Source organism: Microbacterium sp. SA156, from assembly GCF_049065455.1.
Lineage (GTDB): Bacteria > Actinomycetota > Actinomycetes > Actinomycetales > Microbacteriaceae > Microbacterium > Microbacterium barkeri.
This window is the reverse complement of record NZ_JBAKGU010000013.1, coordinates 75,831-102,336: the sequence shown is the minus strand read 5'-3', so window position 1 is coordinate 102,336 and position 26,506 is coordinate 75,831. Positions and strand designations below refer to the sequence as shown.

General features: G+C 71.1%; 26 protein-coding genes. 10 read left to right on the top strand and 16 right to left on the bottom strand.

The annotated features are described in order from the left end of the window. Positions 1-3 precede the first annotated feature (3 nt). Together ACOWU6_RS13100 and ACOWU6_RS13095 are read right to left on the bottom strand one after the other, a co-directional pair. The gene (locus ACOWU6_RS13100; protein WP_271174188.1) at positions 4-375 is read right to left on the bottom strand and encodes a GntR family transcriptional regulator; all 372 of its coding nucleotides are present in this window, start codon (positions 373-375) and stop codon (positions 4-6) included. A gap of 97 nt (positions 376-472) precedes the next feature. Continuing rightward, entirely contained in the window at positions 473-1,489 is a 1,017-nt protein-coding gene (locus ACOWU6_RS13095) for a LacI family DNA-binding transcriptional regulator (RefSeq protein WP_271174187.1), read from the bottom strand. Positions 1,490-1,649: 160 nt separating this feature from the next. Between ACOWU6_RS13095 and ACOWU6_RS13090 the strand changes: the two genes are divergently transcribed. The 5 genes from ACOWU6_RS13090 to ACOWU6_RS13070 all read left to right on the top strand — a co-directional run bounded on the left by ACOWU6_RS13090 (position 1,650) and on the right by ACOWU6_RS13070 (position 6,618). Beyond that, positions 1,650-2,873: a sugar ABC transporter substrate-binding protein gene (locus ACOWU6_RS13090; RefSeq protein ID WP_421075960.1), complete on the top strand. Its 1,224-nt coding sequence runs from the start codon at positions 1,650-1,652 to the stop codon at positions 2,871-2,873. A gap of 62 nt (positions 2,874-2,935) precedes the next feature. Continuing rightward, on the top strand, positions 2,936-3,853 hold the full coding sequence (locus ACOWU6_RS13085) for a carbohydrate ABC transporter permease (RefSeq protein ID WP_271174185.1): 918 nt from the start codon (positions 2,936-2,938) through the stop codon (positions 3,851-3,853). Positions 3,854-3,863: 10 nt separating this feature from the next. After that, positions 3,864-4,718 (top strand): carbohydrate ABC transporter permease, encoded by an 855-nt coding sequence (locus ACOWU6_RS13080; RefSeq protein WP_421075959.1) that lies wholly within the window; start codon positions 3,864-3,866, stop codon positions 4,716-4,718. Between the two features lie 29 nt (positions 4,719-4,747). Further along, on the top strand, positions 4,748-5,521 hold the full coding sequence (locus ACOWU6_RS13075; protein WP_271174183.1) for a ThuA domain-containing protein: 774 nt from the start codon (positions 4,748-4,750) through the stop codon (positions 5,519-5,521). Further along, a complete protein-coding gene (locus ACOWU6_RS13070) occupies positions 5,518-6,618 on the top strand; it encodes a Gfo/Idh/MocA family protein (RefSeq protein ID WP_282979949.1) in 1,101 nt (366 codons plus the stop codon). Before ACOWU6_RS13075 ends, ACOWU6_RS13070 begins: the two co-directional genes overlap by 4 nt. Positions 6,619-6,732: 114 nt before the next feature. On the opposite strand, the gene ACOWU6_RS13065 is transcribed toward ACOWU6_RS13070, so the two are convergent. Next, entirely contained in the window at positions 6,733-7,503 is a 771-nt protein-coding gene (locus tag ACOWU6_RS13065) for a hypothetical protein (protein ID WP_421075958.1), read from the bottom strand. 107 nt (positions 7,504-7,610) lie between these two features. Next, positions 7,611-8,300, bottom strand: coding sequence for a fasciclin domain-containing protein (locus ACOWU6_RS13060; RefSeq protein ID WP_421075957.1), 690 nt, complete (start codon positions 8,298-8,300; stop codon positions 7,611-7,613). 147 nt (positions 8,301-8,447) lie between these two features. On the opposite strand from ACOWU6_RS13060, the gene sigK reads away from it, so the two are divergent. After that, complete coding sequence (sigK, locus tag ACOWU6_RS13055; protein ID WP_271174179.1) at positions 8,448-9,050, top strand: ECF RNA polymerase sigma factor SigK; 603 nt, start codon at positions 8,448-8,450, stop codon at positions 9,048-9,050. Next, a complete protein-coding gene (locus tag ACOWU6_RS13050; protein WP_421075956.1) occupies positions 9,047-9,835 on the top strand; it encodes an anti-sigma factor in 789 nt (262 codons plus the stop codon). Before sigK ends, ACOWU6_RS13050 begins: the two co-directional genes overlap by 4 nt. A 58-nt stretch (positions 9,836-9,893) precedes the next feature. On the opposite strand, the gene ACOWU6_RS13045 is transcribed toward ACOWU6_RS13050, so the two are convergent. From ACOWU6_RS13045 to ACOWU6_RS13025, 5 genes are all read right to left on the bottom strand, one after another. Further along, positions 9,894-11,603: a cytochrome c biogenesis protein DipZ gene (locus ACOWU6_RS13045; protein ID WP_421075955.1), complete on the bottom strand. Its 1,710-nt coding sequence runs from the start codon at positions 11,601-11,603 to the stop codon at positions 9,894-9,896. Between the two features lie 237 nt (positions 11,604-11,840). Continuing rightward, positions 11,841-12,629: an ABC transporter permease subunit gene (locus tag ACOWU6_RS13040; RefSeq protein ID WP_421075954.1), complete on the bottom strand. Its 789-nt coding sequence runs from the start codon at positions 12,627-12,629 to the stop codon at positions 11,841-11,843. After that, positions 12,626-13,777 (bottom strand): ABC transporter ATP-binding protein, encoded by a 1,152-nt coding sequence (locus ACOWU6_RS13035; RefSeq protein ID WP_421075953.1) that lies wholly within the window; start codon positions 13,775-13,777, stop codon positions 12,626-12,628. The genes ACOWU6_RS13040 and ACOWU6_RS13035 overlap by 4 nt, the downstream gene beginning before the upstream one ends. A 135-nt stretch (positions 13,778-13,912) precedes the next feature. Then, complete coding sequence (locus tag ACOWU6_RS13030) at positions 13,913-14,773, bottom strand: hypothetical protein (RefSeq protein ID WP_421075952.1); 861 nt, start codon at positions 14,771-14,773, stop codon at positions 13,913-13,915. Between the two features lie 85 nt (positions 14,774-14,858). Beyond that, positions 14,859-16,046, bottom strand: a complete 1,188-nt coding sequence (locus ACOWU6_RS13025; protein ID WP_421075951.1) for an MFS transporter — start codon at positions 16,044-16,046, stop codon at positions 14,859-14,861. A 95-nt stretch (positions 16,047-16,141) separates the two neighbouring features. Here ACOWU6_RS13025 and ACOWU6_RS13020 point away from each other — a divergent pair, with 95 nt between their 5' ends. Then, positions 16,142-16,720, top strand: a complete 579-nt coding sequence (locus ACOWU6_RS13020; protein ID WP_421075950.1) for a TetR family transcriptional regulator — start codon at positions 16,142-16,144, stop codon at positions 16,718-16,720. 19 nt (positions 16,721-16,739) lie between these two features. On the opposite strand, the gene ACOWU6_RS13015 is transcribed toward ACOWU6_RS13020, so the two are convergent. The 4 genes from ACOWU6_RS13015 to ACOWU6_RS13000 form a co-directional block, all read right to left on the bottom strand. After that, the gene (locus ACOWU6_RS13015; protein WP_421075949.1) at positions 16,740-17,609 is read right to left on the bottom strand and encodes a serine hydrolase domain-containing protein; all 870 of its coding nucleotides are present in this window, start codon (positions 17,607-17,609) and stop codon (positions 16,740-16,742) included. Positions 17,610-17,872: 263 nt separating this feature from the next. Beyond that, complete coding sequence (locus ACOWU6_RS13010; protein ID WP_421075948.1) at positions 17,873-18,748, bottom strand: serine hydrolase domain-containing protein; 876 nt, start codon at positions 18,746-18,748, stop codon at positions 17,873-17,875. A 182-nt stretch (positions 18,749-18,930) separates the two neighbouring features. Continuing rightward, positions 18,931-19,794: a serine hydrolase domain-containing protein gene (locus tag ACOWU6_RS13005; RefSeq protein WP_421075947.1), complete on the bottom strand. Its 864-nt coding sequence runs from the start codon at positions 19,792-19,794 to the stop codon at positions 18,931-18,933. Positions 19,795-19,976: 182 nt separating this feature from the next. After that, positions 19,977-20,819: a helix-turn-helix transcriptional regulator gene (locus ACOWU6_RS13000; RefSeq protein ID WP_282979927.1), complete on the bottom strand. Its 843-nt coding sequence runs from the start codon at positions 20,817-20,819 to the stop codon at positions 19,977-19,979. Between the two features lie 143 nt (positions 20,820-20,962). Here ACOWU6_RS13000 and ACOWU6_RS12995 point away from each other — a divergent pair, with 143 nt between their 5' ends. Continuing rightward, positions 20,963-21,904, top strand: coding sequence for an SDR family oxidoreductase (locus tag ACOWU6_RS12995; protein WP_421075946.1), 942 nt, complete (start codon positions 20,963-20,965; stop codon positions 21,902-21,904). Positions 21,905-21,981: 77 nt separating this feature from the next. Here the strand turns inward: ACOWU6_RS12995 and ACOWU6_RS12990 are convergent, their stop codons facing one another. From ACOWU6_RS12990 to purL, 3 genes are all read right to left on the bottom strand, one after another. After that, positions 21,982-22,830, bottom strand: a complete 849-nt coding sequence (locus ACOWU6_RS12990) for a cation-transporting ATPase (protein ID WP_421075945.1) — start codon at positions 22,828-22,830, stop codon at positions 21,982-21,984. Between the two features lie 358 nt (positions 22,831-23,188). Then, on the bottom strand, positions 23,189-23,332 hold the full coding sequence (locus ACOWU6_RS12985) for a hypothetical protein (protein WP_282979923.1): 144 nt from the start codon (positions 23,330-23,332) through the stop codon (positions 23,189-23,191). Further along, positions 23,332-25,665 (bottom strand): phosphoribosylformylglycinamidine synthase subunit PurL, encoded by a 2,334-nt coding sequence (gene purL / locus ACOWU6_RS12980; protein ID WP_421075944.1) that lies wholly within the window; start codon positions 25,663-25,665, stop codon positions 23,332-23,334. The genes ACOWU6_RS12985 and purL overlap by 1 nt, the downstream gene beginning before the upstream one ends. Before the next feature lie 402 nt (positions 25,666-26,067). Between purL and ACOWU6_RS12975 the strand changes: the two genes are divergently transcribed. Beyond that, a complete protein-coding gene (locus ACOWU6_RS12975; protein ID WP_421075943.1) occupies positions 26,068-26,388 on the top strand; it encodes a nucleotide pyrophosphohydrolase in 321 nt (106 codons plus the stop codon). The last annotated feature ends 118 nt before the right edge of the window (positions 26,389-26,506 follow it).

Below are 26,506 nucleotides of genomic sequence, written 5' to 3'. Positions count from 1 at the left end.
CGATCACGAAGAGGCGGTCTGGGCGGCGTGCTCGCGCACGAGGTCGGCGACGTCGTCGGGCCCGAGCCCGAGCTTGCGGGCTTCGACGAGCAGGGGCTGCACGTAGCGGTCGGCGAACGCGCTGCGCCGCTCGCCGAGCAGCAGCTCGCGCGCCCCCGGGGAGACGAACATGCCGATGCCGCGGCGCTTGTAGAGAACTCCCTTGTCGACGAGCATGTTCACTCCCTTCGCGGCGGTCGCCGGGTTGATCCGGTAGAAGGCGGCGAGCTCGTTCGTGGACGGCGCCTGCGCCTCTTCGGCGAGGCTCCCGTCGACGATCGAGTCCTCGACCTGCTCGGCGATCTGCACGAACAGGGGCTTGCCTTCTTCGATCACGGCGACCTCCGGTTGGTCGGTTAGTTACTCGACTAATGAACCATGGAAGCGGGTGCGCGTCAACCCCCTCTTCGAGAGGGATCTCGGATGGCTGCGGTCAGCGTCGGGGAGCGCGCGCGACGGAGGCGCCCTCGCCGGGCGTGCAGGGGATGAGCGTCTGCGGCAGCGGGCGGTCGGGCTCGTTGATGCGCTCGATGATCGCGTCGACACCGAGTCGGCCCAGCTCGGCGGCGGGGGAGTCCATGTGGGTGAGGACGGGCTCGGCCATCGACGCCATGTGCGCCGATGTGCCGATCGAGATGATCGACAGGTCGTCGGGCACCCGCACGCCGTGCTGCGCGAGCCCGATGGCGAGCCCCGGCGCGGCATGCTCGTTCATGAGGATGATCGCGGTCGCATCGGGGTGGTGCTCCACGAGCTCGGCGGCGAGGAGGCGACCGGCCGCCGAGTTCTCCCCGCAGGTCAGCGTCGTCGCGGTGAGCCCCGACTGCGCCATGGTCTGGAGATACGACTCGCGGGCGCGGGCGACGCCTCCGTGCGCCACGAAGCGCTTCTCGGTCGCGCCGGAGATGTAGAGGATCGACGTGTGGCCGAGCGCGACGAGCTCCTCGATCGCGGTCTCGACCGAGGAGGCGAAGTCGACGTCGACCCAGGCCATCCCCTCCGGATCCTGCGTGCGCCCGATGAGGGCGAACGGCGTGCGTCCCTCCTTGAGGCGGTCGACTCGCCCGTCCTCGAGCTGGACCTCCATGAGGAGGACGCCGTCGACGAGGCCGCTCGCGGTGAGCTCGGTGATCTCCGCGGCCTCGTTGTGCGCGGGCCAGAGCACGAGCGTGTACCCGCGCTCGCGCGCGCGGTCAGCCGCGCTCGTGAAGAACGTCATGGCGGTTCCGCTGAGGTTCCGCTCGAAGGCCGGGTAGAGGAGCGCGATGATGTCGGTCCGCCCGCGGGCGAGGGCGCTGCCGGCGTGGTTCCGCGAGTAGCCGAGCTCGCGCATGGCCGCCTCGACGCGCTCGCGGGTGTGGGGGAGCACCTTCTTCGAGCCGTTCACGACGAAGGAGACCGTCGCGATCGACACGCCCGCGCGCTCCGCGACCTGCTGCATCGTGGCCATCCGATCATCCTCCTCTCCCGAGATCGAGCCGTGACAAACCGTGGGGTTGACAACTTACCGCTCCCGAACCCATACTCTTTCACACAGCATCTAAGCGCTTAACCGCCCGAAGGGGAAGCGCTGGATCCGCACCCGCCACCGCGTACGAAGGAGTATCGCCATGCGCACCAGGACCCGCGCTCTCACCGCCACCGCGGCCCTCGCCGCCGTCCCCCTCGCTCTTGCCGCGTGCAGCGGCGGAGGCGGCGGCGGCCAGGGCTCCGGCGACGCCGGCACGCTCACCGTGCTCGACTACTACAACAACGAGCCCGACAAGACCCTCGTGCAGGAGGCCCTCGACACGTGCGCCGCCGAGGTCGGCGTCGAGCTGGACCGCGAGACCGTCCCCGGCGCCGACCTCATCCAGACCGTGCTCCAGCGCTCGTCGTCGCGCACGCTGCCCGATGTGCTCATGCTCGACAACCCCGACGTGCAGGAGATCGCCGCGACCGGCGGACTCGCGCCGCTCAGCGACTTCGACGTCGACACCTCGGGCTTCGCGCAGGGGATCCTCGACGCCGCGACGTACGAGGGCGAGGTCTACGGCATCGGGCCTGCCGTCAACACGCTCGGCCTGTTCTACAACGTGACCGCGCTCGAGGAGGCCGGCATCGAGCCGCCGAAGACGTGGGACGAGCTCAAGGACGCCGCCGCCAAGCTCACGCAGGGCGACCAGTACGGCATCGCGTTCTCGGCCATCGCGAACTACGAGGGCAGCTGGCAGTTCCTGCCGTTCATGTGGACGAACGGCGGCGACGAGACCGACCTCACGAGCCCCGAGGTCGCCGAGGCGCTCCAGCTGTGGGTCGACCTCGTCGAGTCGGGATCCGCCTCGCCGAGCGTCGTCAACTGGAAGCAGGGCGACGTCAAGGACCAGTTCGTCGCGGGCAAGGCGGCGATGATGATCAACGGCCCGTGGCAGATCCCCGCGCTCGCCGAGACCGACGTCGAGTGGGACTCGGTGCAGGTGCCCGTGAACGAGGAGGGCCAGACGCCCGTGGCCCCGCTCGGCGGCGAGGTGTGGACCGTCCCGCAGACCGGCGACGAGGCGAAGCAGGCCAAGGCGGCCGAGTTCGTCGAGTGCATGTCGAGCCCCGACATCTCGATGTCGCTCGCCGAGAGCCGCTACCTCGTGCCGACGCGCACCGACCTCATCGACGCGTACGTCGAGCAGGTGCCCGAGATGGCGGCCTTCGCGGAGCAGATCAAGGACGCCCGCGCCCGCACGGGCAAGCTCGGCGAGGACTGGCCGGAGGCCGCCACCGTGATCTACGACGCGATCCAGCTCGCGATCACCGGCAAGGCGACGCCGGCCGAGGCCTTCGAGCAGGCCTCGCAGGGCTGATCCACCATCCGTCGTCCGGCCGGGCGCGCGAGCGCCCGGCCGGCCCGAGGAAGAGGACGCTGATGACCTCGATCCCGTCCACCGCGCGACGTCCGCGCCGACGGCTGCAGCGCGACGACTTCGTCAAGGCGCTCTTCGTGATCCCCGCGGGGGTCTACATCCTGCTGTACTTCGGCTATCCCATCGTCAAGAACCTCATGATGAGCTTCCAGGAGTACACGACCAAGACCTTCTTCACGGGCGAGGCGCCCTGGGTCGGCCTCCAGAACTACGTCACGGCGGTCACGAGCAACCTCTTCTGGCCGGCCATCGTCAACACCCTGCTGTTCACGCTCGGATCGCTCGCGGGCCAGTTCGTCATCGGCCTCGCGCTCGCCGTGTTCTTCCAGAAGCGCTTCCCGCTGAGCGGCTTCATGCGCGCGATGCTCCTGCTGCCCTGGCTGCTCCCGCTCATCGTCGCGAGCGCGACGTGGCGCTCGATCCTCGATCAGGACAGCGGCATCCTCAACCAGTTCCTCACGGCGATCGGGCTGAACGCCGTGCCGTGGCTCACGAGCCCCGACGTCGCGCTCATCGCGGTCATCCTCGTGAACATCTGGGTCGGCATCCCGTTCAACGTGACGCTGCTCTACGGAGGGCTGCAGGACATCCCGGGCGAGCTCTACGAGGCCGCGTCGCTCGACGGCGCCACGGGGTGGAAGGCGTTCTGGCACATCACGCTGCCGAACCTGCGCGCCGTCATCGGCGTCGTGCTCGTGCTCGGCGTCGTCTACACGCTCAAGGTGCTCGACGTGATCCTCGGCCTCACGGGCGGCGGGCCTGCGAACGCGACGCAGACGATCGCCATCCGCTCGTACCAGACCTCGTTCATCGACTTCGAGTTCGGCGTGGGCGCGGCCTTCAGCAACATCCTCATCCTCATCTCGCTCGTGTTCGCGTTCGTGTACCTGCGCGGCACCCGCAAGGCCGTGGACGAGTAAGGAGACGACCATGACCACCGCACTCATCACGGTCGACCCCCGTGCCGCTCGGCGGGCCGGCGGCCGGCGTCCGCTCGTCTACACCGCGCTCGGGCTGCTGTTCCTCGGCATCATGCTGTTCCCCGTCTACTGGATGGTGAACGCGTCGCTGCAGCCGTCCGGCAACACGCTTAACGCCGCGCTCATCCCGCTCGAGCCGAGCTTCGCCGGGTACGAGCGCGCGATCTCCGACCAGGGCCGCAACCTCCTCACGAGCCTCATCGTGTCGGTCGGCGCGGTCGTCGTGAGTCTCGGCATCGCGGCACCGGCGGCGTACGCGCTCGCGCAGTTCCGGTACCGCTGGATCAACATCGCGCTGCTCGTCATCCTCATCGCGCAGATGATCCCCGGCATCGTCATCGCCAACGCGCTCTACGCGGCGTACAACGACCTCGGGCTGCTCAACACCGTCGCGGGGCTCATCCTCGCCGACGCCTCGCACGCGATCCCGTTCGCGATCCTCGTGCTGCGCGCGTTCATGATGAACGTGCACCCCTCGATCATCGAGGCCGCGCGCGTGGATGGCGCCGGCCAGTTCCGCGCGTTCTGGTCGATCGTGCTGCCGGTCTCGAAGAACGCGCTCATCACGGCGGGCCTGTTCGCGTTCCTCTTCGCGTGGAGCGACTTCCTCTTCGCCCTGACGCTCACGACGACGCCCGACATCCGCCCGGTCACCCTCGGCATCTACCAGTACCTCGGCACGCAGGTGTCGAACTGGAGCGCCGTGATGGCGACGGCGGTGCTGTCGTCGCTGCCCGCGATCCTCCTCCTGCTGCTCGCGCAGCGCTACATCGCCGCCGGGGCGATGGGCGGCGCGGTCAAGTAAGCCTCCGGAACCTCTGAAAGGACACATCGATGACGAACAACCCGATCCGCGTGATCGTCTGGGGCGAGAACCGCCACGAGCAGGTGCAGCAGAACGTGCGCGACATCTACCCCGACGGCATGCACACGACGATCAAGGAGGGCATCGAGGAGAACCTCGGCGACCGCGTGTCGGTGCGCACCGTGACCCTCGACGACCCCGAGCACGGCCTCACCGAGGAGGTGCTCGCCGAGACCGACGTGCTCGTGTGGTGGGGGCACGCGGCCCACGGCGAGGTGGCGGACGAGGTCGTCGAGCGCGTGCATCAGCACGTCCTGGCGGGGATGGGCCTGCTCGTGCTTCACTCGGGGCACTGGTCGAAGATCTTCGGGAAGCTCATGGGCACGACGTGCACGCTGCGGTGGCGGTCGAAGGACGACCGCGAGATCGTGTGGACGGTCGACCCGACGCACCCGATCGCGCAGGGCGTGCCGCATCCGTTCATCATCCCCGCGCAGGAGATGTACGGGGAGTTCTTCGACGTGCCGGCCCCCGACGAGCTCGTGTTCCTCTCGACGTTCTCGGGCGGCGAGGTGTTCCGCAGCGGCATGACGTACCGCCGCGGCTACGGCAAGATCTTCTACTTCAGCCCGGGCGACCAGGACTACCCCGTGTACCACCAGGCCGAGGTGCGCAAGGTCATCGCGAACGGCGTCGCGTGGGCGCAGACTCTTCGTCCGGAGCGCTCGGTGCCGACGCTGCTGCGGTACGAGACCGAGGACTTCTACAACGGACGCGGCTACGAAGGGGCGATGCACAATTGACCGGACAATCGGATGGCCGCCTGCGCGTCGTGCAGGTCGGGGCCGGCGGGATGGGCCGGGCCTGGATCGGGGCGATCACCGCCTCGGATGAGACGGAGCTCGTCGGCCTCGTCGACCTCAACATGACGACCGCGCACGACGCGCTCGCCGACGCGGGCCTGACCGACGTCGCCGTGGGCACGTCGGCGGCCGAGGTCGCGCGCGCGGTCGGCGCCGACGTCGTCGTGAACGTCACGGTGCCCGTCGCCCACCTGCCCGTGAACGTCGAGGCGCTCGCCGCGGGCTACCCCGTGCTGTGCGAGAAGCCGGCGGCGCCGACCGTCTCGGACGCCCTCCGCCAGGCGGCCGCCGCCGAGGTGCACGGCCGCCTGCTCATGATCAGCCAGTCGCGCCGGTACTTCGACGGGCTGCGCGCCCTCAAGCGGCAGACCGAGCGGCTCGGCGAGATCGGCGCCGTGACGACCGACTTCTTCCGGGCACCGCACTTCGGCGGCTTCCGCGAGGAGATGGAGCACGTGCTCCTCGTCGACATGGCCATCCACCAGTTCGACGCCGCGCGGTATCTCATCGGCCGCGACCCGGTCGCGGTGTACGCCGAGGAGTACAATCCGAGCTGGAGCTGGTACCGCGGCGACGCGAACGCGGTCGCGGTCTTCGAGTTCGAGGGCGGGGCGCGCTACACCTACAGCGGGAGCTGGTGCGCGCCGGGCCTGGAGACCTCCTGGAACGGCCGGTGGCGCATCAGCGGCGAGGCCGGATCGGCCGAGTGGGATGGCGACGGCGCGCCGCGCGCGGAGATCGGCGTCGGGTCGGTGGAGCAGGAGCTCGACACGGCTCCCGAGCAGATCGAGGGCTCGCTCGCCGAGTTCGTGGCCGCCGTGCGCGCGGGGGAGACGCCCTCGACCGACGCCCGGTCGAACGTCGCGAGCCTCGCGATGGTGGAGGCGGCGGTGCGCTCGGCCTCGACGGGCCGCCGCGTGCGCATCGCGACGGTGATCGAGGAGGCGTACGAGGCCGCGCTCGTCGACGAGAAGGACGACGCGGTGCGCGAGGTCCTCGAGCGCTGGCGCGCCGAGGTGCTCCTTCCCCGTCGGTGAGCGATGTTTCGACGCGGTCGTTGAGCGCGAATTCGCCTTTCTCGGTCGTTGAGGGAGCTCGCCTTTCTCGGTCGTTGAGCGAGCGGAGCGAGTCGAAACGCCGCTGTGCCCGGCTCAGCCCGTCGGGGCCGTGATCTCGACGGGCTGACCGAGCCGCTCGAAGGTCTGCGTCACGGTTCCGGCGAAGCCGTGCACGGTGAGGGCGGCCTCGGCGCTCAGCGGCGTCGCATCGGACGCCAGGCGGAGGACGAACGTGTCGACGTCGACCTCGTTCCAGCGGAACGGCGCGGTGCTCGCGATGCGGTAGACGCCCGAGGCGGCCGGCTCTGCGGCCACCTCCCACGCGGGGCTCGCCGCGATGAGCTCGGCGATCGCCCGCGGATCCGAGAACGGGGCCGCGTACTCGGCGGCCTCGGCGGCGATCTGCTGGTCGCGGTCGTCGGATGACGCGTCGGCCTCGACGGCGCCGTCGCCGCGGTCGAGCCAGTGCGCGCCGTCGACGAACCAGAGGTCGAACGGGATGTCCGTGCCTCCCGTGCCGTCGAGGTGGAAGGCATAGTCGGGCTCGAAGGTGAAGTCCACCGTCCCGCGGAGCATCGGGCCGCTGAGGCTGATCCGCCCGGACCCCTGCGCGACGAGCACGTCCTGCACGCAGGCACCGAGGTCCGCGCCGTCGACGGTCGCGCCCGCCTCGATCCCCGCGCACGAGTCGGGTGCGGTCCATCCGCTCGGCGTGGGCGTCGGCGTGACCGTGGCCGGTGCCGTCTCCGTCGGCCTGGGCGCGGCGGTCTCCTCGGACGCCGTCTCGTCGGGCGGCGTCTGCGCCGCGCAGCCCGCGATCGCGGCGGCGAGAGCGAGAGCGGCGGCTGCGCGTGCGACCTTCATGGTCGGAGGATACTCGGCGCACTCGGGCGCAGACGCAGAGGCTCCTGGGTGCACGGCGGGCGGCCGGGCTCGCGCCCGACCGCCCGCCGTCCCTCCCCCCTCGGACGTCACTGCGCGGGCATGAGCACCGTGTCGACGAGGTAGACCGTCGCGTTGGCGGTCTGGACGCCGCCGCAGATGACGGTCGCGTCGTTCACCATGAGTGCGTCGCCCGATCCGGTCACCTCGAGGTCGGAGCCCTGAACGGTCGTGTGGGTGCCGGCGATCGCGTCGGGAGCGATCTGGCCGGGGACGACGTGGTAGGTGAGGATCGACGTCAGCAGGTCGGCGTCGGTGCTGAGCGTCTCGATCGTGGCCTCGTCGATCTGCGCGAACGCGTCGTCGACGGGGGCGAAGACCGTGAACTCGTCGCCGTTGAGCGTGTCGACGAGGTTCACGTCGGGGTTCAGCTCTCCCGACACGGCCGAGACGAGCGTCGTCAGCAGCGGGTTGTTCGACGCCGCGACCGCGACGGGGTCGGCGGACATCCCCTCGATCGAGCCCGCGCCATCCGGCACCGCCTCGGCGTAGTCGGCGCAGCCGGGCCCGACGAGGTTCGCGGCCGGGTCGGCCATCGTCTCGGGGCTCTCCTCGGGCGTCGTCTCCTCGGGCGCGGCCGACTCCTCGACCATGCCGGAATCGCCCGACGTCGGCTCCTCCTCCGTCGTGGTCGCGCCGCTGCTGCAGGCGGCGAGGCCGAAGACGGCGACGAGCGACAGGACGGCGGCGCCGGCGAACGTGGACTTCTTCGTGGACATGGCGTTCTCCTCTTCAAACGGTGGGTGCCCCGAGGGGCGGTGCCTCTCGGCTTTCACGACGTATTCGGGGTGGTCGGCGGATCGGATGGGTCGATCTCGAAATCGCGTCGGGATGGCCCGCGGACCGCCCCGTGACGGGGATGCGGCATGCTTGTGGGCATGGTGATCGACGGCGTCGAGGTGGGCGAGCACGCCGACGGACCCGTCGACCACGTCGCGGACCTCCTCGTGCGCATCGCGGACGGCGATCAGGGCGCCTTCGCGTCGCTCTACGACATGCTCTCGGGCCGGGTCTTCGGCCTCATCCTGCGGGTGCTCGTGGATCGCGCGCAGAGCGAGGAGGTGCTGCAGGAGGTCTTCCTGGAGATCTGGCAATCCGCCGCGCGCTTCTCTCCGAACAGAGGTCAGGGGAGGACATGGGTCCTCACCATCGCGCACGGCCGAGCGGTCGACCGCGTGCGATCCGCGCAGGCGAGCACCGACCGGGATGTTCGCGTGGGCTTCCGGGACCTCGGAGTGCCGTTCGACGGGGTCGCCGAGGATGTGGAGCTCCGGATGGAGGGACGACGCGTCGTCGAGGCGCTCCAGAGCCTGCCGGAGGCGCAGCGCGAGGCGCTCACCCTCGCGTACTACGGGGGATACTCGCAGAGCGAGATCGCGGCCATGACCGCGACGCCGCTCGGAACGGTGAAGACGAGGATGCGCGACGGGCTGTCGCGCCTGAGGACCTGGATGGGGGTGCCGGCATGACCGAGAAGGATCTCGACGAGCTGCTCGCCGGCCGCGCCCTCCACGCGCTGTCGCCCGAGGACGCCGCCCGGCTCGAGCAGGCGCTCGCCGCGGATCCCGCGCTGCGCGCCCGTGCGCAGCGCGACGAGGAGACCGCCGCGCTGCTCGCCGATGCGACGCCCGAGGTCGCGCCGCCCGCCGCCATCCGGGACCAGCTGCTCGCGCGGATCGCCGGGGCCGCGGCTCCCGCTGACGTAGCCCCCGAGCAGAGCGCCGACGCGCCTGCCGAGCCCGCGGCATCCGAGCCCGCGGCATCTGAGCCTGCGGGGCCCGCGCCATCCGGGCTGGCGCGCCCGAGCCGCCGCCGCTGGTTCGCGCTCGCGGCCTCCGTCGCGGTCGTCGCGGCGGTCGGCCTCTCCGCGCTCACGATCGGGCGCCTGCTCGATCGGCCCGACGCCGTCGTGGCCCTCGAGCAGATCGCGCAGGCCGAGGACGGACAGGTGCTCGAGGGCGAGCTGCCGGGCGGGGGCGCGATCGAGATGCACTGGTCGCACTCGGTCGGCGAGGTCGTGGTGCTCGCCGACGAGGCGCCGGCGCTCGACGAGGGCCGGCAGTACGAGCTCTGGCTTGTGCGCGGAGACGAGCCGATCCCGGCAGGGGTGTTCGATGGCGGCGTCGACGAGCCGCTCCTGCTCGACGGAGAGCTGGCGCCCGGCGACGTCGTCGCCGTCACGATCGAGCAGGAGGGCGGGTCGCCGACCGGCGTCCCGACGACCGAGCCGATCGCCGTGATGCCGACCGACTGAGTGACGCGACGGGAGCGGCGGACGGCCCGGGACCATCCGCCGCTCTCGTGCGTGCGGCTCAGCCGAACGTGAAGGAGTAGACCTCCACGCCCGGATCGACCGTCACCTCGATCTCGCCCTCGCCCGCGTCGCCGCTGCGCAGCTCGTATGAGCGCGGCGTGCCCGAGACCGCGATCTCCTCGGGCGCTCCGCCGTCGACGCGCGCGGTGATGCTCCCCTCGCCCGCGAGGACGATGCGCACCTCGCTCGCGGAGTAGGCGAGGCGGATGGTCGCGGGCGCCTCGGCCGGGGTCGCGAACTGGGTCTCGATGGTCCAGGTGCCCTCGAGCGCGAACGTGTCGCGGGGCTGGTCCTCAGGGAGGGCGAAGCGGGCCGTGCCGCCCGTGTACGGTGTGGCGCCCGCGTAGTTGACGTCCTTCGTCCAGCCGAGGAACGTCTCGGGCGTGCGATCGGGATCGACGGGGGTGCGGTCGTCGACGGCGGTCGGATCGGGGAGTGCGACCGCGGGGTCGGCATCGACGAGGAGCTCGCGGATCATCCGCTCGGTCGCGGCGTAGTTGCCCTCGCCGAACGAGATGTGCCGGACCGTCCCGTCGGCGTCGATGAGGTAGTGGGCCGGCCAGTACCGATTGCGGTAGTTCGTCCACGTCGCGAGGTCGTTGTCGAGGGCGACCGGGTAGGAGATGCCGAAGGCGTCGGCGCCCGCCTGCACGTTGGCCACGTCCTTCTCGAATGCGTACTCGGGCGAGTGCACGCCGATGACCCGCAGCCCGGCGTCGCGGTACGCCGCGTCCCACGCGACGACGTGCGGGATGCTGCGCTGGCAGTTGATGCACGAGTAGGCCCAGAAGTCGATGAGCACGACCTCGCCGCGGAGGCTCTCGAGGTCGACGGGCGCGCCGCCCGGGGTGTTCAGCCACTGCTCGATCCCGCGGATCGAGGGCGCCGTGCCGCAGGACTCGAGCTCGTCGGCTCCGTTGGTGCACTGATCGAGATCGCGGTTCTCGTCGGTGACGATGCCGCCCAGGTTGAGCGCGTCCTGCACGCCCTCATCCTCGGCGAGCTGCTGCTGAAGCGTCGAGGTGTAGTCGGGCACGAGCCGCTGGAGCGCGGCCGGGACATCGAGCACGAGACCCACCGCGAGGGCGAGCATCGCGATGCCGGCCGCGATCCGCAGTCCCCGCTCGCGGCGGCGGAAGGCGCGGATGCGCTCGATGACGCCGCGCCCCGCGAGCGCGAACAGCAGGAGCGGGATGGCCACGCCGACCGCGAACGCGATCGTCAGGACGACGGTCTCGGGGCCGATGCGGCCGGTCGACCCCGCGACGATGATCGCCGCGAGCACCGGGCCCGCGCAGGGCACGAAGACCGTGCCGAGCGCGAGCCCGACGGCGAACCCGTTGCGGCGGTTCGAGACCTCGCGCTGGGGCAGCCACGTGAACGGCTTCTCGAGGAGCCGCTCGAACGCGGGCACGAGCAGCCCGAGGCCGATCAGCGCGAGGAGCGCGATGCCGACCCAGCGGATGACACCCTGGGGCAGGCCGAGCGCGCCGAGCGCGAGGGATCCGAGCAGCGTCACGAGCGTGAAGCTCGTCATCAGGCCGAGGACGACGAGGTAGGGGCGCCAGCGTGAGACGCTGCCGTCGTCGGCGCCGCTCCGGGCGGACTGCGCCCCGCCCGTGAGGAAGATGACGGGCAGGACGGGGAGGATGCACGGCGAGATCCCCGTGATCAGTCCGCCGAGGAACCCGATGATGGCCAGTGACATGTGCGCTTCCCTTCTCCGCTGACTCCTCTTCGTGGCGGGAGGTCGAGCGGATTGGGGCGGGGCGGGACACAGTGCAGGAGATCTGCGAGCGCGCGCTGAGGGGAGCCGCGAGATTACGCACGATCTGGGCGCGGGCGGCCCGGTTTCTCCTGCGTTGTGTCCCGCTTCCAGCGGGGTCGGCTGTGCGTGTCCCGCTTCCGGCGGGTGTCGGTTGTGCGTGTCTCGCTTCCGGCGGGGTCAGCCGCGCAGGTCGCGGCGTGTGAGAGCGACCACGCTCCCCGCGAGGAGCAGCACGACACCGATCCACAGCGGCCAGAGGCCATCCGTCCATCCCTCGCGGAGCGGGCTCTCGTGATAGGCCCACGAGTACGGGGAGAGGGCGCGGAGCGCGTCGAAGTCGTCGTTCTGGTTGGCGACGCCGTTGAAGAGGAACGCCGCCGCCGCGACGAGTGCGCCCGCACCCGTCGCCCACGCGCGACGGCCGAAGAGGGAGCCGACGAGCAGCGCGACCCCGCCGCTGAAGAGCCACAGCCCGATCGCCGCGAGCGTCTGCGGGATGACGTTCTCGCGCGCGAGGTCGAGCTCGAACGGCGTGTTCACGGCGAGCAGCAGGCACCCCGAGTAGACGCCGAGCCACGCGAGCCGTGCGACGAGGGCGAGCACCTGGCCGGCGACGTAGCCCGTGCGTGAGATGCCGTGGGCGAGGTCGAGCTCGAGGCGACCCTGCTCCTCGGCGCCCGCGACCGCGGCGGAGCCCCAGCCGATCGCGGCGACCGTCGGCAGGACGAATCCGAGGATGCCGTAGAACGTCGCCTGCGCGTAGCCCGCGCCCGACGTGATCTGGTCGAAGCCGAGGGTGTTGACGAGCGAGGGCGGCAGGGTCTCGAGCATCTGCATCATCTGCCCGTCGATGCCGATGCTCGGGTAGAGCGAGAGGTAGAGCATCATCACGGCGGTGAGCGCGAGCGTCCAGACGAGGAGGCCGCGCCACGACTCGGCGAGCGTGCGGATGAACACGGGGATCATCGCGCGCCTCCCTCGTGCTGGACCGGCCCGGCGGAGGGCAGGTCTCCGGATGAGGCGGCTCCGGATGGCTGTCGCCGGCGGTCGCGTCGGAGGCGCGGCGGATCGGATGGTGCGGGTGCGGGCGGGGACGAGGGCGAGGATGGCGGCAGGTCCGCGGGCGAGGATGGCGGCGGGTCCGCGGGCGCGGATGAGGGCGGCGTCGCCTCCCGGCGGGGCGGGGCGGCTTCTGCGCCCGCTCCCTCGCCGTACAGCCGCAGCACGGATTCCTCGAGGTCGGGCTCCTCGAGGGTGAGGTCGACGACGCGGAACCGAGCGAGCGCCTTCACGATCGGGTCGACGTCGCCTTCGATCGTGACCGCCACGCGGACATGGCCCGTGCCATCCGTCACCTCGAGGTCATGCAGGGTCGTCTCCGCGCCGGTCCGGCCGAGCGCGTCGCGCACCGACGCGACCGGGGCGTCTGCGATGCCCGCCCGCATGCGGCGCACGGCGCCGAGGCGCAGCGAGGCGACGTCGCCCGCCGCGACGACGTGGCCCGCACTCAGGACGGCGACCTCATCGGCCGCCTGCTGGATCTCGCTCAGCACGTGCGAGCTCAGCAGGATCGTCTGCCCGCGGTCGCGCGCCTCGCGCACGAGCTGCAGGAACGCCCGCTGCACGAGGGGGTCGAGGCCGCTCGTCGGCTCGTCGAGGATGAGCAGCTCGGGCTCGTGCATGAACGCCTGCACGAGCCCGAGCTTCTGCTTGTTGCCCTTCGAGAGGGTGCGCACGCGGCGGTCGAGGTCGAGCCCGAGCCGGTCGGCCAGCTCATCGATCCGCCCGTCCGGCACGGGGCCGGAGACCTTCGCGTAGAAGTCGAGCATCCCGCGCCCGGTCGTGCGGCCATCCAGCCGCAGCTCGCCGGGGACGTAGCCGATGCGGCGGCGCAGCGCGGGGCCGCCGTGCTGCGGGTCCTCGCCGAGCACGCGGACCTCGCCTCCGGATGGTCGGATGACGTCGAGCAGGATGCGCAGCGTCGTCGTCTTGCCGGCGCCGTTCGGGCCGATGAGCCCGAACACGGTGCCCGGCTCGACCCGCAGGTCGAGGGAGTGCAGGGCCGTGTGCTGCCCGTACCGCTTGTGGAGCGCCTTCGTCTCGATCGCCGCCATGAGCCTCAACGTAGCGTCGTGCGGGCCGCAGCCAAAGGGTCGCGAGCGCGCGTCCGCTCAATGCCACACCACTGCGACCGCGATCTCGACGTGCGCGGGCTCGCGGTCGTCGTCGAGGTGGTGCCGCAGGAGGGCTCAGGCCTCGGGCGCCGGCGGGCGCAGGGGCGTCCGCTCGGGCTGCGCCGGGGTCTCCGGGGTCTCCGGGGTCTCTCGGGGCTTCGGCGTCGCTCGGGGGTTCGGGGTCGCGGCGGGGCGACCGGCCTCGAGTTCGGGGGCGACCTGCTTCTCGAGCACCTCGACCGCGTCGTCGGAGAGGACGATCAGCCCGTCGAGCTCCTCGCGCACGCGCTTGTACGCGATCTGGCGCTCGGCCGCTGTGGCCGACTGGTCGACCGCGGTGCGGAGGAGCTGCTGTGCGCGGTCGAGGCGTCGGCGCTCGTCCTCGGTGAAGCCGCTGTCGCGCACGCGTCGGGCATCCTGCTCGGCGATGTCGAACGCGACCTCGAAGTCGTGCACGGCGTCGCGGTACTCCGCGAGCGTCGCCGCATCGATCTTGACGTCCGCGGAGGCCGGGCGGAGGCCATCCGCCACCTTCTTCGCCCGCAGGAACGCGGCCGTCAGCGGCTGGCGGCCGTCGCTCATCGTCGGGAACGCGATGAGCTTCGCGACGTCGAGCTCGTAGTCGAGCCAGCGGTGCATGACCTCGTCGTGCGTCGCCATGAGGCGCGCGAGCCTGGCCTGCCGGCTCGCCGCGTCGTCGGCCTCGATGTCTTCGGCGGGGCCATCCTGCGCCTTCGACGCCTTAAGCTGCGCCCGCGCCTGCATCTCGACCGCGCGGGCTTCGCTCTGTGCCTTCAGGAGTTCGAGCCGACGCTTGTGGCGGAGCTTGGATTGCTTCGACCACCAGCTGGCGGCGCTGCTCACTCCGGCGACGATGGGGCCGCCGAAGATGAACCACAGCCACCAGTTGTTGCCGATGAACTCCAAGAATCCCACGGGGCCATGCTAGGCGCGGGGCTCCCTCGTGGGGAGCGGCCCTCGAGCCCCGAGCCTCCGGGGGACATGCCCAAGAGGCGTCGGGTCAGAGGGCGAGCGAGCGTCGGCGCTGGAGGGTCCAGACGACCAGCGCGAACGCGAGGATGGCCGCGGCGGCGACCATGACGAGCGGCCACCCGCCGAGATCCCACAGTGCGACCGCGAGCGTCGAGCCGACCGAGCCGCCGAGGAAGTTGCCGACCACGAACACCGTGTTCAGCCGGCTGCGCGCCGACGGATCGATGGCGAGCATGCGGGTCTGGGTGAGGACCATGACCGACTGCACGCCGATCGAGTACAGGGCGATCGACGCCGTCACCGCGACGAGCGAGTGCGGCGCGACACCCGACACGGCGAAGGCGAGGATGGCCAGCACGAGACCCGCGCCGATCGCCGGCACCCCGAGTCCGCGGTCGTAGAGGCGCCCCACGAGCTGCGCTGCGACTGCGCCGCCGATCCCGACGAGGTTGACGAGGCCGATCTGGGTCGCGGAGAAGCCGAAGGGCTCGGCCGAGAGGAGGAGGGTGAGCGCGGTCCAGAAGAGCGTGAAGCTCGCCATCGCCGCCGCTCCGATGAGCCCCACCGACCGCGCGGTCGCGCTCACGAGGTGCGTGCGCAGCACCGATGCCAGGAGCGCGGGGTACGACACCCGCGCTCGCGGCTCGAGCCGGGGCAGCGAGCGCCACATGACGAACGCGAGCACGACCATGACGAGTGCGATGAGGGCGTAGAGCGCGCGCCATCCGATGAGGTCGGTCGCGATGCCGCTCACGGCGCGCGCGATCATGATGCCGAGCAGCAGCCCCGAGGCGACGGTGCCGAGCACGCGCCCTCGCTGCGCGTCCGTCGCGAGGTCGCCTGCGAGCGGCGCGAGGAACTGCCCCGACACCGTGCTCACGCCCACGAGCCCGAGCGTCGCGAGCAGGATCGGGAAGGTCGGCGCGAGGGCACTCAAGCCGAGCATGGCCGCGGCGAGCAGCATGAAGAGCGGGATGGCGCGCCGGCGGTCGACGACGTCGCCGAGCGGGACGAGGAAGAACACGCCGACGGCGTAGCCGAGCTGTGTGACCGTGATGATGAGGCCCGCGGTGCTCGCGGAGACGCCGACGTCCGCGCCGATCGCGTCGAGGATCGGCTGCGCCCAGTAGAGGTTGCCGACGGCGGCGCCCGCCGCGACGGCGAACAGGAGCGTCGCGCCCGCGGACATCCCGCGGGGGCTGGCTGACTCGGTCATGGTGCCTTCTTCACTAAATCCAACGTTCACGTTGGAAATCACTGTAGTACCGTGGAGGGCAATAAGCAACGCTGGCGTTGGAAATGGGGAAGCGGATGGCCTGGGACGTCGAGGGCACGAAGCGCAAGATCATCGAGGCGGCGACGGAGGAGTTCGTCGCGCACGGCCAGCACGGCACGACGATCGAGCGGATCGCGAAGCGCGCGGGCGTGAACAAGGAGCGGGTCTACAACTACTTCGGCGGCAAGCCCGAGCTGTTCGCGCTCGTGCTTCGCGAGAAGGTCGCGGAGGGGGCGGTGTCGGTTCCGTACGTCGCCACGGGCATCGACGATGTCGGCGGATTCGAGTCGCGACTGGTCGACTTCAATCAGGCGCATCCCGAGCTCATCCGCCTGCTCGCGTGGGAGGCGCTGGCCTACACCGACGCCGTGCCGGATGAGGAGAAGCGCGTCGAGCGGTACGCGCGCCGCACCGATGAGATCCGGGTGGCGCAGGACGCAGGCGCGCTCACGACCTCCCTCGATGCCGACATGCTGCACGTGCTCCTGCTCGCGCTCGCGGGATACGGCGCCCTGGTGCCGCAGGTGGTCCGGATGATCACGGGCGTCGGGACCGACGACGAGCGCTATCGCGCGGCGGTCGTCGAGGCCGCGCGTCGCCTCGCGGCCCCGTGACGCGGGGGGCGATCACGGGTCACCCGCGCAGCGCCTCCACGGCGAGCTCGCCGAGGCGGGCATCGCGGGTCTCCTCGTGCGCGGTGATCGTGAAGACCGCGTTCCGCGTCGGGTCGATGATCGCGTACTGGCCGTAGCGTCCGTCGAGTCGCCAGGTGCCATCCGGCCCGCCCCAGGCCGCGAGTCCGTACCGCGCGGATGGCTCGGGCGCTCCGGTGTCGACCCAATCGGAGTGCATCGCGTCGATCCACTCCGCGGAGACGAGCTGCCGGCCATCCCACGCTCCGCGGTCTCGGAGGAGCCGCCCGATGCGCGCGACCTCCTCGGTGCGGAGCTGGAGACCGCTGCCGCCGACGATCCATCCGGCAGGGCAGCGATGCCACTGGGGGTTGTGGATGCCGAGCGGATCGAACAGGCGCGGCAGGAGCCAGTCGCGCACATCGCCGACGACCGCGCCGAGCACGCGCATCGCGACGTACGTGCTGGCGGTGGAGTACTGGAAGACGCGGCCGCGGGATGGCCGGCGCAGCATCTCCTGCGCGAGGTCGGGCCAGGGCACGGGGTCGAGCGCGAACCACTCGAAGTCGATGCCGCTCGTCATGGTGAGGAGGTGTCGGAGGGTCACCTCCTCGACGCCCTCGCCGAGGCGCATGCCGGGGAGGGAGGAGTGGATGGGCTCATCCAGGCTCACGAGGCCCTCGTCGATCGCGATGCCGACCGCGAGGGCCGAGACGCCCTTGGAGATCGAGTAGACGTTCTCGCGGTCGTCGCTGCGCCACCGGTGCTCGGCGGTGTCGTCGTCGATGAGCACATGCGCGCCGTAGACACCGAGATTCTCTGCATCGACGGCCCGGACGAATCGGTCGAGGATGGCCTGTGCCGACGTCATCGGTTCAGTCTGCCAGGCGCCTGCGGGGTTCCGTCGAGGGCCCGTGCGGCGCACTGTCCCGCGCCGTGGCAGGTCTGCATGTCTCGGTTGCCGTGGGTAAGCGGGGCGCAAAGCCGCGGCGGGTGAGACATCGGTCAGGGGGTGGCGGAGCGGGTGGACCCGTTGAGCCCGGCTGACCCGGGGGAACCGGCGCCGTGGGGCGTCTGCATGTCTCGATTGCCGCGGGTAAGCGGGGTGGAAACCCGCGGCGAGTGAGACATGGGTCAGGGGATGGACCCGTCGAGCGCCTCGACGGCCAGCTCGGCCAGACGGTGGTCGCGGGACTCCTCGTGCGCGGTGATCGTCTGGACGGCGTCGCGTCGCTCGTGCACGATGACGTACTGGCCGTAGCGTCCGTCGAGGCGCCAGGCGTCACCGGGGCCCTCCCACACGGCTATGCCGTATCGGGCATATGGGGGCTCTCCGACGTCGACCCAGGCGCCGTGCATCGCGTCGATCCACTCGGCGGAGACGAGCTGCTGGCCATCCCACGCTCCGCGGTCGCGAAGGAGTCTCCCGATTCGGGCGAGTTCAGATGTGCGGAGCTCGAGTCCCGAGCCGCCGACGATCCATCCGAGCGGGCACCGATGCCACTGCGGATTGTGGATGCCGAGCGGATCGAACAGCCGCGGCAGCAGCCAGTCGCGGACGTCGCCGACGCGGGCGCCGAGAACCCGCATCGCGACATACGTGCTCGCGTCGGAGTACTGGAAGACGCGCCCGCGGGATGGCCGACGCAGCATCTCCTGAGCGAGGTCGTCCCAGCGGACCGGCTCGTCGCCGAACCACGCGAAGTCGATGCCGCTCGTCATCGTGAGCAGGTGCCGGAGGGTGACCTCCTCGGCACCCGCGCCGAACTCCAGCTCGGGGAGGTACGAGCGGATGGGCTCATCCAGGCTCACGAGGCCCTCGTCGATCGCGATGCCGACCGCGAGGGCCGAGACGCCCTTGGAGATCGAGTAGACGTTCTCGCGGTCGTCGCTGCGCCACCGGTGCTCGGCGGTGTCGTCGTCGATGAGCACGTGCGCGCCGTAGGCACCCAGATTCTCTGCATCGACGGCTCGGACGAATCGGTCGAGGATGGCCTGTGCCGACGTCATCGGTTCAGTCTGCCAGGCGCCTGCGGGGTTCCGTCGAGGGCCCGTGCGGCGCACTGCCTCGCGCCGTGTCTGCATGTCTCGGTTGCCGTGGGTAAGCGGGGCGGAAACCGGCGGCGAGTGAGACATGGGTCGTCCGTCGACCGCCGCGGCGGAGACGCAGGAGTGAGACACCCACAGGAGGGTCACCGCAAAAGCGCCGCGACCGCCTTCGCCGCCATCTCGTCCGCGCCGAAGTGATCGTCGGCCGTGATCGTCACGACGGCATCGTCGAGGAAGATGAGCAGCTGACCATACGCCCCGTGAAGCCGCCACGCCTCGCCGGGCCCGCCCCAGCCGGCGAGGGCGTAGCGCTCGTACCCCGGATTCGCGTCGCGCTCGATCCAGTCGCCGTGCATCGCGTCGATCCATCCGCGCGAGACGAGCTGTCGGCCATCCCACCGCCCGCCATCGCGGATGAGGCGACCGATCCGGGCGAACTCGTCGAGCGTGAGTGAGAGGCCGCCGCCCGCGACGATGCACCCGTTCGGGCAGCGCTCCCACGCCGAGCCGACGATGCCGAGCGGCGCGAACAGCCGCGGCTCGAGCCATCCGTGCACGTCGCCGACGACCGCGCCCAGCGCCCGCATGGCCGTGTACGTGCTCGCGTTCGAGTACTGGAAGACGCGGCCCCGCGACGGGCGCCCGAGGAACTCCCGCGCCAGATCGGGCCAGTCGGTCATCATCGTCTCCGACCACGGGAAGTCGATGCCGCTCGTCATCGTCAGCAGGTGCCGCGTCGTGACGGCGTCGACGCCCTCGCCGAGCGCGATGCCGGGAAGGTACGCCGTGAGAGGGGCGTCGAGATCGAACAGGCCCTCGTCGGAGGCGATGCCCGCCGCGATCACGCACACGCCTTTCGCGGCGGAGTGGATGTCGCGGCGGATGTCCTCGGCCCAGAGGTGCGCGGCCGCGTCGTCGCCGATGCGGACGTGCACGCCGTGGGCGACGAAGCCCTGCTCCTCGGCGTTGCGGACGATGCGGTCGAGAACGGTCTGCGCGCGGGCCACGTCCTCAGTCTCCCAGGGTCGGCGTCACCCCCCCCCGTCGGCATGTCTCACTTGCGCAGGCTCTGACCGCGTTTTGGGGTGAAGAAGTGAGACATGCAGATCGGGGCTCGACGGACGGCCGGGGCGGCCGGACGCCGGGACGGATGGCCCCGCCCCGGCGCCCCGGCGGACGCCCCCGCGCGTCACGCCAGCGACTGCGCGCCGATCACCGACAGCAGGCGCAGCTTCTCGGCGCTCTCCGAGCCCGGCGTCGCGGTGTACACGAGCAGGCAGTGCGACTGCTCCGGGTCGATGAGCCGCTGGCACTGCAGCTCGAGGGCGCCGACCTCCGGATGGACGAAGTGCTTCACGTCGCGCGGCCGGATGCCGATCTCGTGGCGCTCCCACAGCTCGCGGAACTCCGCGCTCTCGGCCAGGAGCAGCTCGGCGTACCGCGCCGCCCGCGACGACGGACCGCGCAGCGTGGCGAGCTCGCGCAGCCCCGACACGTACATCCGCGACAGGAATGCGTGCTCGTCGGGGGCGTAGAGCCGCCGAGCGTCGGGATCCGCGAACCACCGGTACCCGATGCTCCGGAACGGGCCTTCGTGCGCCGTGAGATCTCCCGTGAGCGCGACGCCGGCGGGCGTCTGCCGCAGGGTCTCGCCGAGCTCCGTGACGATCTCGGCGGGGGTGTCCGTCAGGCGATCGAGGATGCGGATGAGCCCGGGGCTGACGTGCTCGGATGACCCGCGATCGGGCGGCTGCTGCCCCGCGAGCCGGAACAGGTGGTCGCGCTCCGCGAGCGAGAGGCGCAGCCCCTGCGCGATCGCGGCGAGCATCTGAGCGGATGGCTGCGGCCCGCGCTCGCGTTCGAGACGCGCGTAGTAGTCGGTCGACATGTGGCAGAGCGCGGCGACCTCCTCGCGGCGCAGCCCGGCCGTGCGGCGTCGGCTTCCGCGGGCGAGGCCCACGTCCTCGGGCTGGAGTGCCTCGCGGCGCCGCCGCAGGAACTCCGCGAGCGCGGGTCGGTCGATCGTGGTCACGTCCCCATCTCACACGACCCGGGCCCCGCGTGCCACGGATCGCGGATCCCCCTCTCGCGAGGGGCGGATCGGCAGTCCCTGGATGCGCCTGCCGCACCCGACGAGCATCGATGCGACAGCCATCCGAGCCGAGGAGCACGCCGATGCCACGCCATCCGATCGACATCACCATCCCCGACCTGCGCGGCAAGCGCGCGATCGTCACGGGCGCGAGCGACGGCATGGGACTCGTCATCGCCGAGCGCCTCGCCGCGGCTGGCGCCGAGGTCGTGATGCCCGTCCGCAACGCGGCGAAGGGCGAGGCCGCGACCGCGGCCATCCGCTCGCGCCGCCCCGACGCGCGGCTCGTGCTGCGCGCGCTCGACCTGTCGTCGCTCGACTCCGTCGCGGCGCTCGGCGACACGCTCCTCGAGGAGGGCCGCCCCGTGCACCTCCTCGTGAACAACGCCGGGGTGATGACGCCGCCATCCAGGCAGACGACGGCGGATGGCTTCGAGCTGCAGTTCGGGACGAATCACCTCGGGCACGTGGCGCTCGTCGCGCGGATCCTGCCGCTGCTGCGCGCGGGGCGGGCGCGGGTCACGTCGCAGGTGAGCATCGCGGCGCGGCGCGGACGGATCAACTGGGACGACCTGCAGTGGGAGCGCCGCTATGACGGGCAGCGCGCGTACAGCCAGTCGAAGATCGCCTTCGGGCTGTTCGGCCTCGAGCTCGAGCGCCGCAGCCGCGCGCACGGGTGGGGCATCACGAGCAACCTGTCGCATCCGGGGGTGGCTCCGACGAGTCTGCTCGCCGCGCGACCCGAGATCGGGCGCAGCGGCGACACGACGGGAGTGCGGATCATCCGCTGGCTGTCGGCGCGGGGCATCCTTCTCGGCACGCTGGAGAGCGCGGGGCTCCCGGCGCTCATGGCGGCGACGGACCCGACGGCGAACCCCGGTGCGCTCTATGGCCCGAGCGGGCTCGGCCACCTCGGGGGAGCTCCCGCCGAGCACGCGCTGTACCGTCCGCTGCGCAGCGCCGAGGACGCCCGCCGCGTGTGGGAGGTGTCGGAGCAGCTGACCGGCGTGCGCTTCGGGGCGTAGGCGCTCAACGGCATGTCTCGCTTATGCACCCTTCCGCTGCCGTTTGGGGTGAAGAAGTGAGACATGCGGGCGGGGGCTCAGCGCCCGAAGAAGTCGCCGAGCCCGAACTCCGACGCGAGGTCGCCCAGACCGCTGCCGGCCTCCGAGACCTGGTCGCCGAGGCCCTGCGTGAACGCGCCGGCCTCCGAGACGAAGCCGCCGGCGCCCTCGGCGATCGCCGACACGTCGACACCTTCTGCGAGGGCGTCGAAGTCGACGCCGGCCCCGAGAGCGTGGCCGATGATCTCCGAGCCGATGCTCGTGAGGATGGCCCCGCCCGCGACCGCCGCGAGGATTCCGCCGACCGCGAGGCCGCCCGCGACGGCGCCGCCGGCGATGCCGACCGTCCGCGTGCGGGCGAGGAGCCCGCGGAGTCGGCCCGGTTGCGACGCCTCCGCACGGGCGGCGACCCGGGCGAGCTCGGGAGCATCGTACGAGCGCGGGTGCTCGTACGGAGGCAGCTCCGACCGCATCCGCTCGGCGACCTGCGCGCGCTGCTCGGGCGTGAGCCGCGCGAAGGCCTCGCGGTGCACCTGCTCGATCTGATCGGGGCGCGCGGTCTGCAGGAGGTAGTCGTAGCGGGCGATCGCGGCGCGGTCCTGCGCGGATCCGGATGGCGCGGTGCGCGCCGAGCGCGACGCCGACGGATGCGAGGCGGGGTACGGAGGAGGGGTGAGCCCAGTCGAGCGCCGGGCGTCCGGCGCCGGGTCTTGGCGGTGGGCCGGCTGATGGCTCGCCGACCGCTCGTCCCCGAGGAGCGAGTCGACGGCGCCGCGCGCCTTGGCCATCCAGTCGGTGCTCGACGAGCCGCGCTGCGACGAGGACGAGGAGGAGCTCGCGTCCATGGCCTTCTTCGCGAGCTTGATGAACTGGTTGAGCTTGCTCATAGGGTCCTTCCGGAAGGGTCGGCGCAGCCGACGTCTGCCAAAGTCTCCTTCGCTCCGGATGCGGAGCCGGCCGCCCGGGACTCGATGGCGAGTCCGTACTGACGGGTCGACCGCGGTGGAAGTACTCCCTCTGTGCGACCGAAGCTATCCGCCGACCTTATGCGCGGGGTGTGAGCGGCTCGCCGCCCCTCGCATGTCTCGCTTATGCAGGCCAAACCACCCCGGAAGCCTGACCGAGTGAGACATGCCGGGAGAAGAAGCCCGGCGAGTGAGACATGCCGGAGGGAGGACGCCCCCACAACGACACAGCGGCCATCCGAGGAGATCCGGATGGCCGCTGCGCGTCGAAGACGATGGCTTACGGGAAGAGCAGCGCGAACAGCGCGGAGCCGCCGCCCGTCGCGATGAGCGCGACGATGGCGATCCACGCCGTGATGCGGATGCGTCGCGTGCGCTGCGTCGAGTACGCGGCGAACTCGTCGTCCTCTTCCGGAGTCGTCATCAGGCGGTGGGCTCGACCACGGTCGGGCCGAAGTGCTTCGGCAGCGTCGAGGTCGACAGCTCGCGGAGCTCGGCGGCCGACACGGTGAAGACGTCCTGCACCTCGAGGTCGGCGACGGTGTCGGTGACGCCGATGCGGAGCACGGGGTAGCCGCGGCCCTCGCAGAGTCCGCGGAACTTCACGTCCTCCTCGCGGGGCACCGTCACGATGACGCGGCCCGTCGATTCGCTGAACAGGGCGGTCGCGGCGTCGACGCCGTCGCGCTCCATGATCTCGGTGAGCCAGACGCGCGCGCCCACGCCGAAGCGCAGCACGCCCTCGGCGAGGGCCTGGCCGAGGCCGCCCTCCGAGAGGTCGTGCGCCGACGAGATGAGCCACTCGTCGCGTGCGGCGGCGATGAGGCCCGCGAGGCGCTTCTCGCCTTCGAGGTCGACGGCCGGCGGGCGTCCGCCGAGGTGGCCGTGCACGACGTCGGCCCAGGCCGAGCCGTCGAGCTCCTCGCGCGTGATGCCGAGGAGGTAGATGTTCTCGCCCGCGTCCTGCCATCCGCTCGGGATGCGGCGCGCGACGTCGTCGATGATGCCGAGCACGCCGACGACGGGGGTCGGGTGGATCGGGGTGTCGCCGGTCTGGTTGTAGAACGAGACGTTGCCGCCCGTGACCGGAACGCCGAGGGCGAGGCACGCGTCAGACAGGCCGTCGACGGCCTGCGAGAACTGCCACATGACCTCTGGGTTCTCGGGCGAGCCGAAGTTCAGGCAGTCGGTGACGGCCGTCGGCGTCGCGCCCGTGACGGCGACGTTGCGGTACGCCTCGGCGAGGGCGAGCTGCGCGCCCGCGTACGGGTCGAGCTGGCAGTACCGGCCGTTGGCGTCGGTCGCGATCGAGAAGCCGAGGCCCGACTCCTCGTCGACGCGGATCATGCCGGCGTCGTCGGGGAACGACAGGGCCGTGTTGCCGAGCACGTAGTAGTCGTACTGGTTCGTGATCCACGAGGTGTCGGCGAGGTTCGGGCTCGCGACGAGCCGGGTGAACTGCTCGCGGATGGCCTCGGGCTCGGTCGGGCGGGCGAGGGCCGACGCCGAGTCCTCCTGGAGGGCGTCGATCCACGTCGGGTAGGCGACGGGGCGCTCGTAGACGGGGCCGTCGACCGCGACGGTCGAGGGGTCGACGTCGACGATCGTCTCGCCGTCCCACGTGATGACGAGTCGGCCATCCCCGGTGACCTCGCCGAGAACGCTCGTCTCGACATCCCACTTCGAGGTGACGGCGAGGAAGGCGTCGAGCTTCTCGGGAGCGACGATCGCCATCATGCGCTCCTGCGACTCGCTCATGAGGATCTCCTCGGGCGTGAGCGAGGGGTCGCGCAGCAGCACGTTCGTGAGCTCGACCTTCATGCCCGAGCCGCCGTTCGCGGCCAGCTCGCTCGTCGCGCACGAGATGCCCGCGGCGCCGAGGTCCTGGATGGCCTCGACGAGGTCGCCCTTGTAGAGCTCGAGGCAGCACTCGATGAGCACCTTCTCGGCGAAGGGGTCGCCGACCTGCACCGCGGGGCGCTTGGTCGGGCCGCCGTCGGCGAAGGTGTCCGACGCGAGGATCGAGGCGCCGCCGATGCCGTCGCCGCCCGTGCGCGCGCCGAAGAGCACGACCTTGTTGCCGGCTCCGGTCGCGTTCGCGAGGCGGATGTCCTCATGGCGCATGACGCCGACCGCGAGCGCGTTGACGAGGGGGTTGGCCTGGTAGACGGAGTCGAAGACCGTCTCGCCGCCGATGTTCGGCAGGCCGAGGCAGTTGCCGTACGACGAGATGCCCGAGACGACGCCGTGCACGACGCGCGCGGTGTCGGGGTGGTCGATCGCGCCGAAGCGCAGCTGGTCCATGACGGCGACCGGTCGCGCGCCCATCGAGATGATGTCGCGGACGATGCCGCCGACACCGGTCGCGGCGCCCTGGAACGGCTCGATGTACGACGGGTGGTTGTGCGACTCGACCTTGAAGGTCACCGCCCAGCCCTCGCCGACGTCGACGACGCCCGCGTTCTGACCCATGCCGACCATGAGGCGCTCGCGCATCTCGTCGCTGACCTTCTGGCCGAAGCGGCGCAGGTAGATCTTCGAGCTCTTGTAGGAGCAGTGCTCGCTCCACATCACGGAGTACATGGCCAGCTCGCCCGACGTGGGGCGGCGGCCGAGGATGGCCTTGATCTGCTCGTATTCGTCGGGCTTCAGGCCCAGCGCGTCGTACGGCTGCTCCTTCTCGGGAGTGGCCACGGCGTTCTCGACGGTGTCGGCGACGTGGGCGTGCGGGGCAGCGGATGATGCGGGCGTGGTCACGCGGAAGCTCCTGAGGGGCGAGGGGGAGCGGACGAGGAGAGTCTACCGGGCGGGGCGTGGCGCGGTTGAGAGGGGGGGATGGCGGAGGCGGTTCGGACTTCCGGGGCCGGCTTGTCACTGCCTCGCTGATATGTCAGAGCTCAGAGCTACGGTGCGGAAACGAGTCGAAACGGCTCATGCACCGAGAGGAGAATCATGCGAGTGTCCCCTTACCACTCAATCAATCAGGCGGACCCCGACGTCCACCACGTCCATAGCGACTGTCCGACGGGGCAGCAGATCCCGGCTTACAACAAGCGGTCCGGGACGAATGGGTGGCCGCTCTGCAAGCAGTGCCGAGACAAGTAGAGCCAAAGCGGGGTGCGCGACACGGCGCACCCCGCTGCCTGCTAATTTCGGCGCATGCCCAGTGACACCGTGATCGCCGAGCTCCGCGCGTTCGTCCGCGAGCGGGACTGGGCTCAGTTCCACACGACCGAGAACCTCGCGAAGAGCATCGCCATCGAGGCGGCGGAGCTGCTCGAGTGCTTCCAGTGGAACGCCGACGGTAACCCGGCCGACATCCGCGACGAGCTCGCCGATGTCCTCACGTACTGTCTTCTTCTCGCGGACAAGCTCGGCGTCGACGCTGACGAGATCGTTCTGAGCAAGCTCGCGAAGACGCGGGAGAAGTACCCGGTGGAGCGTGCGAAGGGGCGGAGCACGAAATATGACGCCCTCTAGGATCGAGCGCCTCCCGTTCGATGGGGAGGAGATCCGCAGCTGGGGGCGGCGAGATCGCGCGCATACGGATTGGCCGGTCGTCTACGTTCTCGACGGCGACCAGCGGCAGGCGCGTCCG